This window comes from Paenibacillus sp. J31R122 (assembly GCF_056269185.1).
On the sequence record NZ_JBWDNM010000007.1, the window covers coordinates 139,852 to 155,409 of the forward strand.

Below are 15,558 nucleotides of genomic sequence, written 5' to 3' on the forward strand. Positions count from 1 at the left end.
CGAGCATACATGAGCTTATACCTTCAACGCGAAACGAATGCTGCGCCACCCAGAGGATGGCGATAGCCGTTTACGCCTCAGTCAGTTGGGGGATGGAATTCATGAAATCAATAACGGAAATCGTAGTACCGCAGCTTGCGGAATCACTCGTGTCGGCCACCATTGACAAATGGCTGAAGCAGCCTGGTGATTGGATCGATATTTATGAGCCGATCTGTGAAATTTTGACGGATAAAGTGAACGCGGAGCTGCCTTCGACAGTAGCGGGCACACTAGTGGAAATAGTAGTAGGCAAAGGAGAAACTGTACCGGTCGGAACAGTAATTTGTCTGATTGAAACCGAAGCCGCTGCAGGAGAATCAGCGCCAGCGCCGGACTATACAGGTTCGGTATCCGCATCGCCAGATGTTGCTGCGCTTCAGTCTGCAACTGTGGAAGCGCCTATGCGCAATCGATTCTCGCCAGCTGTGCAGCAGTTAGCTGCTGAACACTCTATTCGGTTGACAGATGTACCGGGTACTGGTCTTGGTGGACGGATTACCCGTAAGGACGTGCTTGCTTATGTTCAATCAGGAGCAAGTCAATTAGGCAACCATATTAACGCTAATGCAGCACAAGCAGCACACGCGGCCGATCCGAAAGCCCAGGTACGTTCCTCAGGGCTTCATTTGACTGAAACACCTCGTTTGCCGAAAATTGAGGTAGAGCCCTCTTCGAATCCAGGACGCGGCGATAATTATATCGACGTAACGTCAATTCGAAATACGATCGCGCGCAATATGAAGCAAAGTGTTACTGAAATTCCTCATGCATGGACCATGATAGAGGTTGATGTCACGAATCTCGTCTTACTGCGTAATAAGCTGAAGGATGAATTTATGAAACGGGAAGGTATTAATTTGACCTATTTAGCCTTTTTATTAAAGGCAGTAGTCAATGCGATTAAAGATGTTCCGATCATGAATTCCATGTGGGCGGTAGATAAAATTATTGTAAAACGTGATATCAATATCGCGCTTGCTGTTGGTACGGAGGATTCCGTTCTAACACCAGTAATCAAAAATGCCGACATGAAAAATGTAGCCGGACTGGCTAAAGAAATTGAGGAGCTTGCACGGAAAACGCGTGAAGGAAAGCTTACGCTGTCCGACATGCAGGGCGGTACGTTCACTGTTAATAATACCGGCTCGTTTGGCTCTATTTTGTCATATCCAATAATAAACTACCCACAGGCAGCAATAGTAACCTTCGAATCAATCGTGAAACGTCCTGTCGTTATTAATGATATGATTGCTGTTCGTTCAATGGCAAACCTCTGCTTATCGCTAGATCATCGGATTTTGGATGGTGTTATTTGCGGTCGCTTCTTGCAGCGGGTGAAGGACAATTTAGAGAGCTTCAATATGGAAAGCAAATTGTATTAGAAATGGAGAATACCAACATGGCTGAAGCGCAGAATGGAAATAGCTTGAGACGGTTGGATGCCCACTATATTGGTATGCTCGATTACGCTGAGGCGTGGGAGCTGCAAAAAGCATATATCAAACAAATCGACCGGGAGGAGCGTCAGCAGACGCTGCTCCTTCTTCAGCATCCACCTACTTATACGATAGGCTCCGACCGTCATCCTGAACATTTGCTGCTCGGTGAGGCTGAGCTTAAGGAGCGCGGAATCACCGTCTTCGAGATTGATCGCGGCGGTGATATTACGTACCATGGACCTGGACAGCTCGTAGGCTATCCGTTGCTTTATTTGGATTCTGTTGGTTTAGATTTGCATGCTTATTTGCGGAGCTTGGAGCAGGTCATTATTAATTGGCTTAGCGAGTATGGTATAGAAGCAGGCAGAAAGCCAAAATATACAGGAGTATGGGTGGGCGAAGAAAAAATCGCCGCCATTGGGGTGAAATTTAATAAAGCCCGCCAGCGGCGGGGCTTTATTACGAGTCATGGATTTGCATTAAATATAAAGTCAGGCATCGCGGATGATGGCTTCACCGGTATCGTGCCTTGCGGTATTTCACAGTACGGTGTTACTTCATTTTGTGATTTGACCGGACTTGAGCTATCGGTTGAGGAAGCTGCCGCGCAATTGCTCCCTCATTTTGTGAAAGAGTTTAATTGTTCCATTGTCTAATTAAGCATTAACGATCCAATTCCAGCTACCAAGGTGGATAACAGAAGCGCGGATACGAGTAGAATAGCTACAATACGAATCATTTGTTGTCTACGCATATTGAAAACTCCTTTCGTGTTTGAAAACTTAAAATGAGGATTGGCTTGTCTCTTATACTATTGTATACGAAAGTAATGGACGGAGGAAACTTTAATGGTTGCAAAAGATCGATTAGTGAACGAATTTATGGAATTGGTACAGGTAGACAGCGAGACTAAGCATGAACAGGAAATAAGCCGTGTGCTCAAACAGAAGTTTGAAGCGCTTGGTCTATCCATCAGTGAAGATGATGCGGCTGCCAAAACAGGTCACGGTGCGGGTAACTTATTCGCTATTTTAGAAGCCAGCGGTACCGATCAAACGGGGCCGACTATCTTCTTTACTTGCCACATGGACACTGTTACACCTGGTGTGGGTATTAAACCTCAGCTAGATGATGATGGTTACATACGCAGCGATGGTACGACTATTCTCGGTGCGGATGACAAAGCAGGCATTTCGGCAATATTTGAAGCAATTCGTGTGGTGAAGGAGCAGTCGATTCCGCATGGTCGCATACAGATTGTAATAACGGTAGGCGAGGAGTCGGGGTTGCTTGGAGCGAGGAATCTGGATGCTTCTAAGCTTGAAGCACAGTTTGGCTACGCCCTTGACTCAAACGGTTCAGTTGGTGACATTGCGGTTGCTGCACCGACACAGGCAAAGGTAACGATCAAAATGTACGGCCGCTCAGCGCATGCCGGTGTTAATCCGGAGGATGGCATAAGCGCGATTCAGGTTGCGGCGAAGGCGATAGCAAGAATGCCGCTTGGACGTATTGATAATGAGACGACAGCTAATATCGGCAGGTTTGAGGGCGGTGGAGCCACAAACATTGTGTGTGACTATGTAAAGCTGGATGCGGAAGCACGCAGCATTGTACAGCATAAGCTGGATAGTCAAATTGAAGCGATGCGGAAGGCAGTAGAAAGCGCTGCGGAGGAATATGGTGGCCGTGGCGAGTTGGAAAGCCAAATCATTTATCCTGCTTATCAATATGATGACGAGGCATCGGTCGTTCAGCTAGCCAAAAAAGCGATTACTGCCATTGGACTCACCCCCCGGACCTTCCATTCGGGCGGCGGCAGTGATGCCAATATTTTCAACGGCTTGGGAGTTCCAACTGTTAATTTGGCAGTTGGCTATGAGCATATCCACACGACAAAGGAACAAATCAAAGTAGAGGACTTAGTCAAGACGACTGAGCTTGTTGTAGAAATTATAAAGCAAGCTGCAGCTTTGAGGGAATAAGGGTTTAGTACATCAGCATGCCATAGGCCCTTCTCTCCACAAGCTCAGCTAAAGCTGAATGAGGAAGGAAGGGCTTCTGTTTATAGGAATAGAGCTATGAAGTGGATTTGTCAGCAGAACTACGTCGACCAGTGATAACATTCGTATATTCAGTCATGAGGGTTTTTGAAGCGGATGCCGCTGACAGCTTACGAAGCTGATGACGAATTTCCCATCCCTTGCCTACTAATCTCAATTGATTTGCAGCTACATATTGTTTCATCAAAATCGCACCCCTGTCCATTTGATATATTGATAGTTATGAACAGTTGGGACAAGTTATGCATGAGCAGACAAACATAATATGAGGAGTCGATAATAGGTGAAAGAACAACAATCAAATGAGTTATGGCGTGAGCAAACGATCAAATCAGAGCCAATATTCACTGGTAAAGTCATTTCGTTGCAAGTGGATACAGTAGCTCTAGCTGATGGCAGAACGGCGACCAGGGAAATTGTGAAGCATCCAGGTGCGGCTGCTGTTATGGCGCTTCTTGACGGGAAGCTGCTGGTCGTTGAGCAATTTCGCAAGCCACTAGAGAAGTTTCAAATCGAAATTCCTGCTGGCAAGCTAGATCCAGGTGAGGACCCGCTTACCGCGGCAGCAAGGGAGCTGGAAGAGGAGACCGGCTATCGTGCCAAAGACCTCAAGCTATTGAGCTCATTTTATACTTCACCAGGCTTTGCTGATGAGAAGTTGTATATTTATTTCACCGATCAAATAGAGCAAGGGGTGCAAAATCCCGACGAAGACGAAGATTTGAATGTCGAATCTATTACTCTCGAACAAGCGGAAGCATATATTCAAGAGGGGCGGATCAGCGACGCCAAAACCATTCTAGCCATTTACGCTTGGAAAATTTATAACTTAACGGGTCGGCTATAGTTGACTCGTCATACCACCACTTACTCCCTCATACAATACATAAGACAACCTCTCTCAGTCATCGGAGTATTTATTTCTATCACAATACCTAAGATGAGAGAGAATGCCGAAGTAAGAGTTGAGTTGTAAATTGGAGGGGCTCCTATGTTCAAAAATCAACTGTCTTTATATGTATTCGTATCGGTATTGTTCGTAGTTGGCGCCATATTCGGAGCCCTAATGGTCAACGCGCTGACGCTAGAGCAGCAGCAGGAGCTGGCGCAGGATATTGACCAATATGTGAAGCTCATGAACGAGGGGATCATCAACGGAGAAGCAGAGTCGTTTTGGGATAGGCTTATATTTCATTCGAGATGGTTGCTGTTAATTTGGCTGCTTGGAATTACGGTTGTCGGGATACCGGCGGTGCTTGCGCTTAACTTCTTAAAGGGGGCGTTAGTCGGCTTTTCCATCGGCACACTCATCAACCAATATGCTTGGAAGGGCGCGCTCTTCTCACTCGTTTCAGTCGCTCCTCAAAATATTATTGTCGTTCCGGCTATGGTTATTACGAGCGTGGCCGCGATCTCTTTCTCACTATTTGTCGTCAAAAATAGACTTATGCAGCAGAAGGGGGAGCTAGCGCCGCAGCTAGGATCATACACGTCCACTGCAATGCTGATGTTGATCATGTTCGCTGGAGCGTCGCTATTTGAAGCGTTTGTTTCTCCTGCTCTGATCGGATGGGTTTCACCACTGCTAACGGCAGTTACCGCCACAATTTGACACCGAAAAGTTTGACTTTATGACAGGCTAGCCCCTATAATGAAAGGATACGTTTCCTGAAATAGGCGCAGAGATGTGGTAGGGGGGAAATCATGGAAGCCCGGATTGAGAAGATCAAACAACAGTTGCAGTCGCAGGGCTACAAACTAACCCCGCAGCGTGAAGCAACGCTTCGTGTATTACTTGAAAATGAAGATGATCATTTAAGCGCGGAAGATGTATTTATGCTCGTGAAGGATAAAGCGCCGGAAATTGGACTTGCAACGGTTTATCGGACTTTGGAATTACTTAGTGAAATGCATGTAGTAGAAAAGCTGAATTTCGGTGACGGAGTGGCGAGATATGATCTTCGTACGGATAGCAATAAGCATCATCATCATCATTTAATTTGTGTGCAATGCGGATCAATGGATGAAATCAAAGAAGACTGGCTGCTGCCATTAGAAGAACGGCTAGAGCGGGAATATAATTTTTTTGTAATCGATCACCGGCTTGATTTTCAAGGCGTATGTCATCGCTGCAGGGAAAAAAACGATAACACAAAACAATCGTAAATGGCTTCACTGCCCAGAGTATCTGGACGGCAAAGCCATTTTTGCTTTCATTTATTAATAATCCGATCTAGCTGCAGTAAGCCTGCCCCTTGCGCTAAAGCGCTAAAGCCCTTAAGCTTTTGAGCTCGCTCGCGAAGTCTTTTTTTCACTTTAGATGGGGTTAAGTTAGGCTGAGCCGCGAGAAGAAGAGCGGCGCCTCCTGCAACGTGCGGGGATGCCATGCTGGTGCCGGATTGTACGATATAAGATTTTTTATACGAGGTAGATATTATTTTTTGGCCAGGTGCTGTAATGTCGATACCTGCTCCCCTGCTGCTGAAGTCAGCAATCAATTTGGAATGTGTTGAAGCGGCTACAGCTATCGTCTCTTTAAAGGAGGCAGGTTCATCTAGTTGATTATACAGACTGCCTGAATTGCCAGCAGAGGCAACGATTACTATTCCTTTCTTCGTAGCTCGTCGTATGGCATCGTGCAGCGTGTTGCTGCGCTCCAAGCCGATGATGCCCAAGCTCATATTGATAACTTGCATCCGGTTTTGAATACACCAGTCAATTCCTTCGATAATATCCGAAACAAATCCTTCTCCATTCTGATTAAGAGCTTTAACCGCATACAATTTGACGTCAGGTGCTGTTCCTGCTATTTTTCCAGGGCGGCCAACGGCTGCTACGATACCCGCTACATGTGTACCGTGACCATTATCATCTTTATAAGAACCTCCATTAATTGTGTTTATGCCACCGGCTATTCGTAAATCTGGATGATCGGCTATTCCGGTGTCGATTATTGCTACCTTAATTGAGCCACCTCGAGTCGTTGACCATGCTTCAGGAGCTTTGATCTGGCGAATATTCCAAGTAACTTTAGCAAGTGACGCTGCTGGTTTAAGTAAGGGTACGGAGCGTCTATGGCGTTGTATTACCTTTTTTTTGAAGTCATGGGCACGAATCCTGATGTCCCTTTCTACAAATTTGACATCAGGATGCTGGCTTAATGCTCTCCAAGCTGAATGGTTGTTGAAATGACATCCAATGATACGGCTGCTGGGTACTGTTTTGAAAGGCTTTATATCGGATGATTGTAACAATTTCAAGCAAAGCATATAGCTCTTTTTCGAACGGAGTGTAATTAGTTTGCGTATGCTATAACGAGAAGGTTTACATAAGGCGCATATTTGGAGTAAGGTTTTCAGTTCTGACAATGGTATTTGAACCTCCTCTGATCTAGTTGAAAGTTATATCAGTGTATGGGAGGGACTGTCTAATCGTATGGGTTGCAGCCGACATCGCACATAATTTTTGACTTTGCTGGAAAACGTATCGATGAGGTAGAAGAAGGAGGAGCAGAACTATGATTGTTGGAATTCCTAAAGAAATTAAATCAAGTGAATATCGCGTCGCCTTGACACCAGCAGGTGTCATTATGCTTACAGCGGCAGGTCATACCGTAATTATTGAAACAGAAGCGGGCAAAGGCAGCGGCTTTGAGGATCAAGACTATGAACGAGAAGGCGCGAGCATTGTAAAGACAGCTGCAGAGGTTTGGAAGCAGGCGGATATGATTATGAAAGTAAAAGAGCCGCTAAACGAGGAATTTGCTTATTTTCGAGAGGGTCTGTTGTTATTCACTTATTTACACTTGGCAGCGGCGCCGGAATTGACTAAGGCGCTTGTAGATAAAGGGGTAACAGCTATCGCTTATGAAACGATTCAGCTTGCAAACAACAGCTTGCCGCTCTTAACTCCAATGAGCGAGGTTGCTGGACGAATGGCAGTGCAAGTGGGTGCGCAATTTTTAGAAGCCTTTAACGGTGGGAGCGGGGTGCTTCTTGGTGGGGTGCCGGGTGTCTCATCAGCTGAAGTTGTCATTATAGGCGGGGGGATCGTCGGAACGAACGCAGCAAAAATTGCGCTTGGCATGGGAGCTAATGTTGTTATTTTGGAGCGCAGCGTGGATCGGATGCGATATTTGGATGACATTTTTGGCGGGCGAATCCATACGCTTATGTCGAGTCCATATCAAATTGCTGAAGCTGTAAGTAAAGCAGATTTACTTATAGGTGCCGTATTAATACCAGGTGCTCGCGCTCCTCATTTGGTTACGGAGCAAATGGTGCAGCGAATGAAGAAGGGGTCTGTAATCGTTGATGTGGCGGTAGACCAAGGAGGATCAATTGCAACGGTAGATCGACCAACAACTCATAAAGATCCTATTTATGTTAAGCATGGCGTCATCCATTATGCTGTGGCGAACATTCCAGGCGCAGTGCCGCGAACATCAACTTTTGCATTAACAAACGTGACCATCTCCTATGCATTAGAATTGGCTAGTCACGGACTCGAGGCTATACGAAAAAGTGTTCCTTTACAAAAAGGGGTCAACACATTTGCCGGACATGTGACTTATGAGCCGGTTGCTGTTGCAACGGGATTGCCATATACTTCACTTGAAAAATGTATGAATAACATTCCGTAAGATCACTCGCACTCGCACTCGAAATCGCAAAGACATAATCGCATCGACCTGCTCATATGGTGGTACTGATGGACATCAGAATCGTCACTAGAAAAAAGGAGGTTGATGCGATTGGTTTTCTCAATCCGAAGATGGACGAGCCGGCTTATTTTTTTTATAGTATTTACGATATTGCTCTTCGTAGTTACTGGAGGGTACCGTTTTCTTGTGGATGTCATTTCTCCTGTACACCCCTATCAAGAGCCCCGCGGTAAGTCGTTAAAAGTATTTGTTCATGATCCTGATTCACCTGACGGGGGAAATGCGGCTGACCGGCTGCGGTGGTTTTATTGGTATGGAGAGTAAAGGATATTTGTTAAAGGGTACAGAGATTCATTGGAAAGCAGGATTTAGCAAGTCGAATGTTGAATATTTTTGTAGAATAGACTTGTTAGACATGAACCGAACTGAAAGGAAGTCCAATGAAAGCTCATTTGAATCGATATCTTCACTATTTACGAGTGGAACGCAGATTGTCCTCTAATACGCTCGCTTCGTACGAACGAGATTTGGTTCTGTTTATTTCATTTTTAGAGGAGCTGGAGCTGTCGCAGCTCGAAGCTGTTCAAAGACATCATATTTCCAGGTATCTTCACTACTTAAAAGAACAGGGAAGAAAATCTGCTACCGTATCCAGGCATATCGTTTCGATACGTGCTTTTTTTCACTATTTAATTATCGAGGACGTCATTATTCATAACCCGTCTGTCTATATGGAAGCTCCAAAACAGGAAAAAAAGCTGCCTTGCATATTAAGTGAGGCCGTAACAAGCTCACTGCTTGAAGCGCCAAGCAGTACAAGTGCTTCGGGTAAACGAGATAAAGCGATGCTGGAGCTGATTTATGCTACCGGAATACGTGTAACGGAACTAGTTTCACTGGATACAGAGCATATTAATATGAAATTGAACTATATTCAATGTATAGGAGCGGGACTGAAAGAACGAATTGTTCCATTCGGCCGTCTGGCTGCAGAGGCTTTAACCAACTATATGGATGCAGGAAGAGATGAGCTGTTGACACAAAGAGATCCAGATTCCGCGCTGTTTCTTAATCATTTAGGTACGCGAATGACCAGACAAGGCTTTTGGAAGACGATTAAGAAGTACGCGAAGGAAGCGGGTATTCAAGAGGATATTACGCCACATATGCTAAGGCATTCCGTTGCGGCACATTTGCTCGAAAATGGCGCGGATATCCGTTCTGTTCAAGAGCTGCTTGGACATGCGGATATCTCGACAACACTTAAGTATACGCAGATTTCTAAAACCCGGATGAAGGATGCTTATACTAATGCGCATCCTCGCGCATAATCGCACTAGTTTCTATATGATTGTATCAAATGAAATATAACATCATCGGAGGAATAACCATGAATGGATTAACGGCAGCGCATATTAAAGAGGCTACACAATTTGTAAGGAAGCAGACGACTCAAAACCCTGAGATAGGGTTAATAATGGGTTCTGGATTAGGGGTACTGGGTGACTATCTGGAAAATACAGTGACAATTCCATATAGTGATATCCCCTATTTTCCGGTATCGACGGTTGAAGGACATGCTGGCGAGCTGCTGATTGGGACACTATCTGGCAAGTCAGTTGTGCTGATGCGCGGCCGCTTTCATATGTATGAAGGTTACGGCCCTGAATTGACGGCATTCCCTGTTCGGGTGATGAAGGCGTTGGGTGTTAAAATATTACTCGTTACAAATGCGGCAGGCGGTATTAATACCGATTTTGACTCGGGTAATTTGATGCTTATTTCTGATCATATTAATATGACTGGCAAAAACCCGCTTATTGGGCCGAATGATGATGAGCTTGGTGTACGTTTCCCTGATATGTCCGAGGCGTATAGCAAGCGTCTTCGAGCGTTAGCGCTCGAAGTTGCAGAAAGTCAAGGGTTTACTTTACGTGAAGGGGTTTATGCGGGACTGCTAGGGCCGACTTATGAAACGCCAGCAGAAATTCGAATGTTGCGAATTCTCGGAGCAGATGCTGTCGGAATGTCGACTGTTGCTGAAGTAATTGCTGCTCGACATTCCGGCTTAGAAGTGATCGGAATTTCCTGTATTAGTAATATGGCGGCGGGAATATTGGATCAACCGCTCTCTCACGCGGAAGTCATGGAAACGACGGAACGAGTCAAGTCCCAATTTTTGGGACTTGTGAACGGATTAATTGCAGCCATGTAATGTTTTTTGTAACACAATTGTAACAATTGGATCGACTCATTCTGACAGTGTTTTTTTATTAATTCGTCGTATAATGTCCATGATTAATGAATAATGGAGTGGACGAAAAAATGGACAAGCAATTACTGTTACAGATGGAGCAGTTACGTACCAAAATGGTCGAAACGGCTCATTTGAAGCAAAATCTGCTGCATCGAGATGTGCTGATCATTAGTGAAACGCTTGATGAAATCATCATTAAAGTGCAGGTGGAGCGAAAAGCGCTGTCGCGTGCCAATTAACTGCACAGCGAATGAGGAGGAAGTCATACGGTCGGTGGATCTTATTCAGAAGAAGAGAGATGGCGGTGAGCTGACCGCTTCGGAGCTGACTTTTTTAGTTGATGGTTATTGTCGTGGCGATATTCCAGATTACCAGCTGTCGGCATGGGCGATGGCTGTTTTTTTTCGCGGAATGACACCGCGGGAGACAGCCGCTTTTGGGTGCTAATATGGTTGTTCTGGGTGGTAGGACCGATTCGTACGATGCAGCGAGAGCGCTGCTGAAAGATCAATTGCTGAACGGAGCGGCTCTAGCTATTGGAGCGGGAAGAGTGAGGAAGGATGCGGTGATAGATTATGCTATAGGCATAACACTTCGCAAAAAAGTTGGCGATTCCGTGCGTGAAGGCGATACGCTGGCTGAAGGAATAAAGCGACTTATCTGAGTCAAATAAATTATTCAGTTTGAACCGTTCTGATTATCGGAACGGTTTTTTTGTATAGGCAGTTATTAATGTTATAGGTTCGATCCGTTCTTAATGGAATAAATTTCATTATATCCGTCAACAATGGAAAGGAATATATAACCATACCGTGCCATCTAAAACTTAAGCATCAGCTTATGCCAGCTATCAAAAAAATTGAGGAGTGAATATCTGTTGAAAAATCGTTCTTTCAAGCTGTTTTTACTCATTATCGCGTTTGCTCTTGCGTTGCCTTCGGTTATTTTCGCCAAAGAGCCTGCGTCCGCTCCGAACGGGCAGCCTTCATCACTGAGCCTTGCTCCTTCAGCGCGTTCGGCTATTCTGATGGATGCGGATAGTGGAACAGTCATTTTTGAGAAAAATAGTCACGACCAATTGCCGCCAGCCAGCATAACAAAAGTTATGACGATGCTGCTTATTATGGAGGCACTTGATGACGGTCAAATAAAATTGAATGATAAAGTTCGAACGAGTGAATACGCGGCTTCTATGGGCGGTTCACAAATCTTTTTAGAGGCTGGCGAAGAAATGTCAGTTGAGGAGATGCTCAAAGGCATCGCGCTTGCATCTGGAAATGACGCTTCTGTTGCAATGGCGGAAAAGCTAGCCGGGACAGAGCAGCAATTCGTCTCCAAGATGAATGAGAGAGCAAAGCAATTAGGTATGAACGATACACAATTTATGAATCCGAACGGTTTGCCTGTAGCTGGTCATTTTTCATCCGCGCATGATATTGCCATCATGTCGAAGGAGCTTCTTAAACATTCTGAAGTGACAAAATACACTGGTCTATATCAGGATTATTTACGCAAAACGTCGGAGAAGCCTTTTTGGCTAGTAAATACGAATAAGCTCGTGCGTTTCTATAGCGGTGCTGACGGATTGAAGACGGGATTCACCACCGAGGCAAAGTACTGCTTATCGGCAACAGCAAAGCGTGATAATATGCGAGTTATTGCTGTAGTAATGGGGGAACCGAATACAAAGACTAGAAATGCGGAAGTATCACAAATGTTCGATTATACGTTTGCTCAATATATGAATCACTCCATCATCAAAGAGGGTGATTCGATGGGGACGGTAACGATAGAGAAAGGAACAACTCCAAATCTGCCGCTTGTTGCGAAGCATCCATATAGCGTTCTACTGAAAAAAGGAAGTCAAACCAAAGATATTCGGTATGAACTGAAAATAAACGGTCCTATTAAGGCACCGGTTCAGATTGGACAGTCTATTGGAAAGCTAGTCGTTTATCAAGGCGATCAAGTGCTTAAGGAATTTGCTGTTGACGCTCCGATCTCCGTTGATAGAGCTGGCTGGTGGAAAATGCTCAAACGTTCATTTTCCGGCTTGTTTACTTAACTCATTATTTGAGAGATCCTCGGTTGAGGTGTACTCGCATTTTGTCAGTTGTTAGCGCTCTGCTTCTAGTTTTGTCGTCGGGCAGGAAACGGTAAGCGTAATATAGAATAGCTAATTCTAACTCGGCAAGTGTATACAGCTGAATCAGTGGAGGAGATGAACAGCTTAATGAGTCTGCAAGCAGAATTGGAGCATTACCGCAATGTGCTGATCGTGCGCCTTAGAGGGGAGCTAGATCATCATACCGCAGATGTTGTTCGCTTTAAGATGGAGGATGCTATTCTTCGAGGTAGCAGCGACCACGTCATTCTTAGCCTTAAGGAATTGCAATTCATGGATAGCTCTGGTCTAGGCGTTATTCTAGGCCGGTACAAGCAAGTGAAGAGTAAAGGCGGAAAAATGGTCGTTTGTGATGTGAATCCAAGCGTACATCGCCTGTTGGAGTTGTCGGGTTTATTCAAAATATTGACAATCCACGAAAATGAACGCAGCGCAATTTCCAGTTTGGAGGTGGTGTCATGAACGGATCGAATGAAATGACGCTTTCCTTTAGTGCCCGCTCTGAGAATGAAGCTTTCGCTCGTATAGCGGTCGCTGCATTTGTGTCCCAGCTTGATCCGACCTTGGATGAGCTTAACGATTTAAAGACGGTGATATCTGAAGCTGTTACGAATGCAATCATTCATGGCTACGAGAATGATGCTTCAAAGCAGGTCACAATTGAAGCGAAGATTGAAGGAGAGTCTGTTTCTATCGTTATATCGGACAATGGACGTGGCATCGAGGACTTGGAGCTGGCGCGTCAGCCGCTTTATACATCTAAGCCAGAGCTTGAGCGGTCTGGTATGGGATTTACGATTATGGAAAACTTTATGGACCGCTTCGAGGTTTCAAGTCAGCTGGACGGTGGAACCCGTATAGTGATGATGAAACGTATCGAATCGAAAAAAGCGCTCTACAACTAGGGCATAGGGGTTGAACCTCATGAAAGTCGATATGAAGCAAACGGCCCAGCCATACTTAGATGATGCGGAAGTAAAACGGCTGATAGCATTAAGCCAATCCGGTGATACACTTGCAAGAGACACGCTCGTTCATTGTAATATACGTCTTGTTTGGTCAGTCGTACAGCGATTCATCAATCGTGGCTACGAGCCCGAAGATTTGTTTCAAATAGGCTGTATAGGTTTGCTCAAATCGGTAGACAAGTTTGATTTGTCCTATGATGTAAAGTTTTCGACCTATGCGGTGCCAATGATCATCGGGGAAATTCAACGGTTTCTTCGTGATGACGGAACGCTCAAGGTAAGCAGATCACTTAAGGAAACGGCCAATAAGGTTCGTAAAATGAAGGATGAGCTCTCGAAAACATTAGGACGTTTGCCTACCATTAGCGAAGTTGCCGAAGGGCTTGGTATTACGCCCGAGGACGTCGTTTTTGCCCAAGAGGCAAACAAGCCTCCTACGTCTATTCATGAAACGGTATTCGAAAATGACGGCGATCCGATAACGCTAATGGATCAAATCGCTGATGAATCGCAAGATCGCTGGTTCGATAAGCTTGCGCTGGTTGAAGCGATTGAAGGACTCAGTGAACGTGAGCGTCTCATTGTATACTTACGTTATTACCGGGACAAAACGCAATCTGAAGTAGCGAGCAGGCTTGGCATCTCGCAGGTGCAAGTATCGCGGCTGGAGAAAAAAATATTGCAATCCATAAAAGATCAAATCGCCTTATAGGGCGATTTGATCTTTTTAATTATAAGACTTTATAAGTTTCACAATTAAATTAGGCTTATAATTCACCGCGAAACGAGCTTTGCCGCCAAGGACGGCGACAGCCGTTTACACTTGCCGTTTATTACCTATTTGGGAATGAGTATCCGTATCGTCCTTATCTCATACTAAAAAGGAAAACAAACACTAATGATCAGCAGAAGGGATGATGACAGATGGAAGCATCTACAAAGCTTACAGTCCTCTATCTGCGTCTCAAAAAAAGAATTTACATCAAACCGCAACATCAAGTCACATTAGGACAAGCTTCACGTTTACTTGCAGCAAATGATTCTCTTGAGAGACGCTTGAAAGGGCTGATTCTATACGAGCATAAAAAAGCGGATGGCAATCGAGTTGTTATTGATTTGTTGCAGATCGTCAAGGCAATTCGCGAGCTTGAGCCTAGCTTGACGGTGGAAGCTTATGGAGATCCTCAGGTTCTGGTCATGATAGCCGAGAAGCCAGTGAAGCCGCGTCTGCCGCTACTAATCCTATCGTGGCTACTGCTGTTTTTTGGAGCGGGGCTCGCTATCATGAACTTTCATACGGACGTCAGCATGAAGGAAGTTCATATTCGTATTGTCGAGCTCATTACAGGCAAGCGAACCGATCATCCTCTGTGGTTCCAAATTCCGTATTCACTTGGGATCGGATTGGGGATGGTCTTGTTCTTTAACCATTTATTCCGCAAACGGTTCAACGAGGAGCCGAATCCACTAGAGGTCGAGCTATATATGTATCAAGAAAATGTCAATGCTTATGTTATCGCTGATGAAATGCGTAAAAAAGCAGATTACGACCAAACCAGAGGTAACGGTCATGATTAATGGCATAGCGAATTTATTCATTGCAATGTTGGGACTGGCTGGAGGACTGGCTGTTGGCAGCGGTCTAGTCGCTTTGCTTATCATTCTAGATCTTATTCCGCGCCTGGCACAGCTAGCAGATGCATATCGGATGTCGGTATGGTTCGAGACTGCTGTAATATGCGGATCAATGTATTGGACACTTGCCGATTTTATGGATTGGAAATTGCCATTGTCTTCCGGCGTTTTCTTGATGGGGGCTGGTTTACTTGATGGAATGTTTGTCGGCATGCTGGCAGCTGCATTAACGGAAGTCATGAACGTGCTGCCAATTTTGGCGAAAAGAATGAATTTATCCAGCTATATGGTTGCTCTTGTTATGGCAATGGTGCTTGGTAAGACATTAGGTTCTTTATTTGATTGGCTTATATTTCAATGGTAGCA

General features: G+C 45.0%; 21 protein-coding genes and 1 pseudogene. 19 read left to right on the forward strand and 3 right to left on the reverse strand.

What is annotated here, in order from left to right; genetic code table 11:
* Positions 1-92: 92 nt before the first annotated feature.
* Both AC0YN7_RS13465 and lipB read left to right on the forward strand, forming a co-directional pair.
* Positions 93-1,424: a dihydrolipoamide acetyltransferase family protein gene (locus tag AC0YN7_RS13465; RefSeq protein ID WP_475810522.1), complete on the forward strand. Its 1,332-nt coding sequence runs from the start codon at positions 93-95 to the stop codon at positions 1,422-1,424.
* A 17-nt stretch (positions 1,425-1,441) separates the two neighbouring features.
* Entirely contained in the window at positions 1,442-2,137 is a 696-nt protein-coding gene (gene lipB, locus AC0YN7_RS13470) for a lipoyl(octanoyl) transferase LipB (protein ID WP_475810523.1), read from the forward strand.
* On the opposite strand, the gene prli42 is transcribed toward lipB, so the two are convergent.
* Positions 2,134-2,235, reverse strand: a complete 102-nt coding sequence (prli42, locus tag AC0YN7_RS13475; RefSeq protein ID WP_475810524.1) for a stressosome-associated protein Prli42 — start codon at positions 2,233-2,235, stop codon at positions 2,134-2,136. The two genes, lipB and prli42, sit on opposite strands and share 4 nt — an antisense overlap.
* A 94-nt stretch (positions 2,236-2,329) precedes the next feature.
* Here prli42 and AC0YN7_RS13480 point away from each other — a divergent pair, with 94 nt between their 5' ends.
* Positions 2,330-3,466: a M20/M25/M40 family metallo-hydrolase gene (locus AC0YN7_RS13480; RefSeq protein WP_475810525.1), complete on the forward strand. Its 1,137-nt coding sequence runs from the start codon at positions 2,330-2,332 to the stop codon at positions 3,464-3,466.
* Between the two features lie 94 nt (positions 3,467-3,560).
* Here the strand turns inward: AC0YN7_RS13480 and mciZ are convergent, their stop codons facing one another.
* A complete protein-coding gene (gene mciZ / locus AC0YN7_RS13485; protein WP_475810526.1) occupies positions 3,561-3,728 on the reverse strand; it encodes a Z-ring formation inhibitor MciZ in 168 nt (55 codons plus the stop codon).
* A 99-nt stretch (positions 3,729-3,827) separates the two neighbouring features.
* Between mciZ and AC0YN7_RS13490 the strand changes: the two genes are divergently transcribed.
* The 3 genes from AC0YN7_RS13490 to fur all read left to right on the forward strand — a co-directional run bounded on the left by AC0YN7_RS13490 (position 3,828) and on the right by fur (position 5,710).
* Positions 3,828-4,391 (forward strand): NUDIX hydrolase, encoded by a 564-nt coding sequence (locus tag AC0YN7_RS13490; RefSeq protein ID WP_475810527.1) that lies wholly within the window; start codon positions 3,828-3,830, stop codon positions 4,389-4,391.
* A gap of 144 nt (positions 4,392-4,535) precedes the next feature.
* On the forward strand, positions 4,536-5,156 hold the full coding sequence (gene spoIIM, locus AC0YN7_RS13495; protein ID WP_475810528.1) for a stage II sporulation protein M: 621 nt from the start codon (positions 4,536-4,538) through the stop codon (positions 5,154-5,156).
* A gap of 92 nt (positions 5,157-5,248) precedes the next feature.
* Complete coding sequence (gene fur / locus AC0YN7_RS13500) at positions 5,249-5,710, forward strand: ferric iron uptake transcriptional regulator (protein ID WP_475810529.1); 462 nt, start codon at positions 5,249-5,251, stop codon at positions 5,708-5,710.
* A gap of 47 nt (positions 5,711-5,757) precedes the next feature.
* On the opposite strand, the gene AC0YN7_RS13505 is transcribed toward fur, so the two are convergent.
* The gene (locus AC0YN7_RS13505) at positions 5,758-6,804 is read right to left on the reverse strand and encodes a S8 family peptidase (RefSeq protein ID WP_475810530.1); all 1,047 of its coding nucleotides are present in this window, start codon (positions 6,802-6,804) and stop codon (positions 5,758-5,760) included.
* A gap of 257 nt (positions 6,805-7,061) precedes the next feature.
* Here AC0YN7_RS13505 and ald point away from each other — a divergent pair, with 257 nt between their 5' ends.
* The 13 genes and pseudogenes from ald to AC0YN7_RS13570 all read left to right on the forward strand — a co-directional run bounded on the left by ald (position 7,062) and on the right by AC0YN7_RS13570 (position 15,556).
* Positions 7,062-8,186, forward strand: coding sequence for an alanine dehydrogenase (ald, locus tag AC0YN7_RS13510; protein ID WP_475810531.1), 1,125 nt, complete (start codon positions 7,062-7,064; stop codon positions 8,184-8,186).
* A gap of 105 nt (positions 8,187-8,291) precedes the next feature.
* Positions 8,292-8,531 (forward strand): DUF4227 family protein, encoded by a 240-nt coding sequence (locus AC0YN7_RS13515; RefSeq protein ID WP_475810532.1) that lies wholly within the window; start codon positions 8,292-8,294, stop codon positions 8,529-8,531.
* 116 nt (positions 8,532-8,647) lie between these two features.
* On the forward strand, positions 8,648-9,538 hold the full coding sequence (gene xerD, locus AC0YN7_RS13520; RefSeq protein WP_475810533.1) for a site-specific tyrosine recombinase XerD: 891 nt from the start codon (positions 8,648-8,650) through the stop codon (positions 9,536-9,538).
* Positions 9,539-9,597: 59 nt separating this feature from the next.
* Complete coding sequence (locus tag AC0YN7_RS13525) at positions 9,598-10,422, forward strand: purine-nucleoside phosphorylase (RefSeq protein ID WP_475810534.1); 825 nt, start codon at positions 9,598-9,600, stop codon at positions 10,420-10,422.
* A gap of 110 nt (positions 10,423-10,532) precedes the next feature.
* Positions 10,533-10,703, forward strand: coding sequence for a Spo0E family sporulation regulatory protein-aspartic acid phosphatase (locus tag AC0YN7_RS13530; RefSeq protein ID WP_475810535.1), 171 nt, complete (start codon positions 10,533-10,535; stop codon positions 10,701-10,703).
* Positions 10,704-10,728: 25 nt separating this feature from the next.
* Positions 10,729-10,893, forward strand: a pseudogene (gene deoA / locus AC0YN7_RS13535) (pyrimidine-nucleoside phosphorylase); the annotation flags it as partial.
* Between the two features lie 7 nt (positions 10,894-10,900).
* The gene (locus tag AC0YN7_RS13540; RefSeq protein ID WP_475810536.1) at positions 10,901-11,128 is read left to right on the forward strand and encodes a hypothetical protein; all 228 of its coding nucleotides are present in this window, start codon (positions 10,901-10,903) and stop codon (positions 11,126-11,128) included.
* Between the two features lie 213 nt (positions 11,129-11,341).
* Entirely contained in the window at positions 11,342-12,529 is a 1,188-nt protein-coding gene (locus tag AC0YN7_RS13545; RefSeq protein ID WP_475810537.1) for a D-alanyl-D-alanine carboxypeptidase family protein, read from the forward strand.
* Between the two features lie 168 nt (positions 12,530-12,697).
* Positions 12,698-13,051: an anti-sigma F factor antagonist gene (gene spoIIAA / locus AC0YN7_RS13550; protein WP_475810538.1), complete on the forward strand. Its 354-nt coding sequence runs from the start codon at positions 12,698-12,700 to the stop codon at positions 13,049-13,051.
* Positions 13,048-13,494 (forward strand): anti-sigma F factor, encoded by a 447-nt coding sequence (gene spoIIAB / locus AC0YN7_RS13555; protein WP_475810539.1) that lies wholly within the window; start codon positions 13,048-13,050, stop codon positions 13,492-13,494. Before spoIIAA ends, spoIIAB begins: the two co-directional genes overlap by 4 nt.
* 19 nt (positions 13,495-13,513) lie before the next feature.
* Positions 13,514-14,269, forward strand: a complete 756-nt coding sequence (sigF, locus tag AC0YN7_RS13560) for an RNA polymerase sporulation sigma factor SigF (protein WP_475810540.1) — start codon at positions 13,514-13,516, stop codon at positions 14,267-14,269.
* Between the two features lie 212 nt (positions 14,270-14,481).
* Positions 14,482-15,135 (forward strand): stage V sporulation protein AA, encoded by a 654-nt coding sequence (locus AC0YN7_RS13565; RefSeq protein WP_475810541.1) that lies wholly within the window; start codon positions 14,482-14,484, stop codon positions 15,133-15,135.
* Complete coding sequence (locus tag AC0YN7_RS13570) at positions 15,128-15,556, forward strand: stage V sporulation protein AB (protein ID WP_475810542.1); 429 nt, start codon at positions 15,128-15,130, stop codon at positions 15,554-15,556. The genes AC0YN7_RS13565 and AC0YN7_RS13570 overlap by 8 nt, the downstream gene beginning before the upstream one ends.
* Positions 15,557-15,558 lie beyond the last annotated feature (2 nt).

Coding starts and splice junctions, on each gene's coding strand:
- spoIIAB (WP_475810539.1), top strand. CDS start 13,048: ATGAACGGATCGAATGAAATGACGCTTTCCTTTAGTGCCCGCTCTGAG.
- sigF (WP_475810540.1), top strand. CDS start 13,514: ATGAAAGTCGATATGAAGCAAACGGCCCAGCCATACTTAGATGATGCG.
- AC0YN7_RS13570 (WP_475810542.1), top strand. CDS start 15,128: ATGATTAATGGCATAGCGAATTTATTCATTGCAATGTTGGGACTGGCT.
- ald (WP_475810531.1), top strand. CDS start 7,062: ATGATTGTTGGAATTCCTAAAGAAATTAAATCAAGTGAATATCGCGTC.
- spoIIAA (WP_475810538.1), top strand. CDS start 12,698: ATGAGTCTGCAAGCAGAATTGGAGCATTACCGCAATGTGCTGATCGTG.
- mciZ (WP_475810526.1), bottom strand. CDS start 3,728: ATGAAACAATATGTAGCTGCAAATCAATTGAGATTAGTAGGCAAGGGA.
- AC0YN7_RS13565 (WP_475810541.1), top strand. CDS start 14,482: ATGGAAGCATCTACAAAGCTTACAGTCCTCTATCTGCGTCTCAAAAAA.
- AC0YN7_RS13525 (WP_475810534.1), top strand. CDS start 9,598: ATGAATGGATTAACGGCAGCGCATATTAAAGAGGCTACACAATTTGTA.
- lipB (WP_475810523.1), top strand. CDS start 1,442: ATGGCTGAAGCGCAGAATGGAAATAGCTTGAGACGGTTGGATGCCCAC.
- spoIIM (WP_475810528.1), top strand. CDS start 4,536: ATGTTCAAAAATCAACTGTCTTTATATGTATTCGTATCGGTATTGTTC.
- xerD (WP_475810533.1), top strand. CDS start 8,648: ATGAAAGCTCATTTGAATCGATATCTTCACTATTTACGAGTGGAACGC.
- fur (WP_475810529.1), top strand. CDS start 5,249: ATGGAAGCCCGGATTGAGAAGATCAAACAACAGTTGCAGTCGCAGGGC.
- AC0YN7_RS13530 (WP_475810535.1), top strand. CDS start 10,533: ATGGACAAGCAATTACTGTTACAGATGGAGCAGTTACGTACCAAAATG.
- AC0YN7_RS13480 (WP_475810525.1), top strand. CDS start 2,330: ATGGTTGCAAAAGATCGATTAGTGAACGAATTTATGGAATTGGTACAG.
- AC0YN7_RS13465 (WP_475810522.1), top strand. CDS start 93: ATGGAATTCATGAAATCAATAACGGAAATCGTAGTACCGCAGCTTGCG.
- AC0YN7_RS13515 (WP_475810532.1), top strand. CDS start 8,292: ATGCGATTGGTTTTCTCAATCCGAAGATGGACGAGCCGGCTTATTTTT.
- prli42 (WP_475810524.1), bottom strand. CDS start 2,235: ATGCGTAGACAACAAATGATTCGTATTGTAGCTATTCTACTCGTATCC.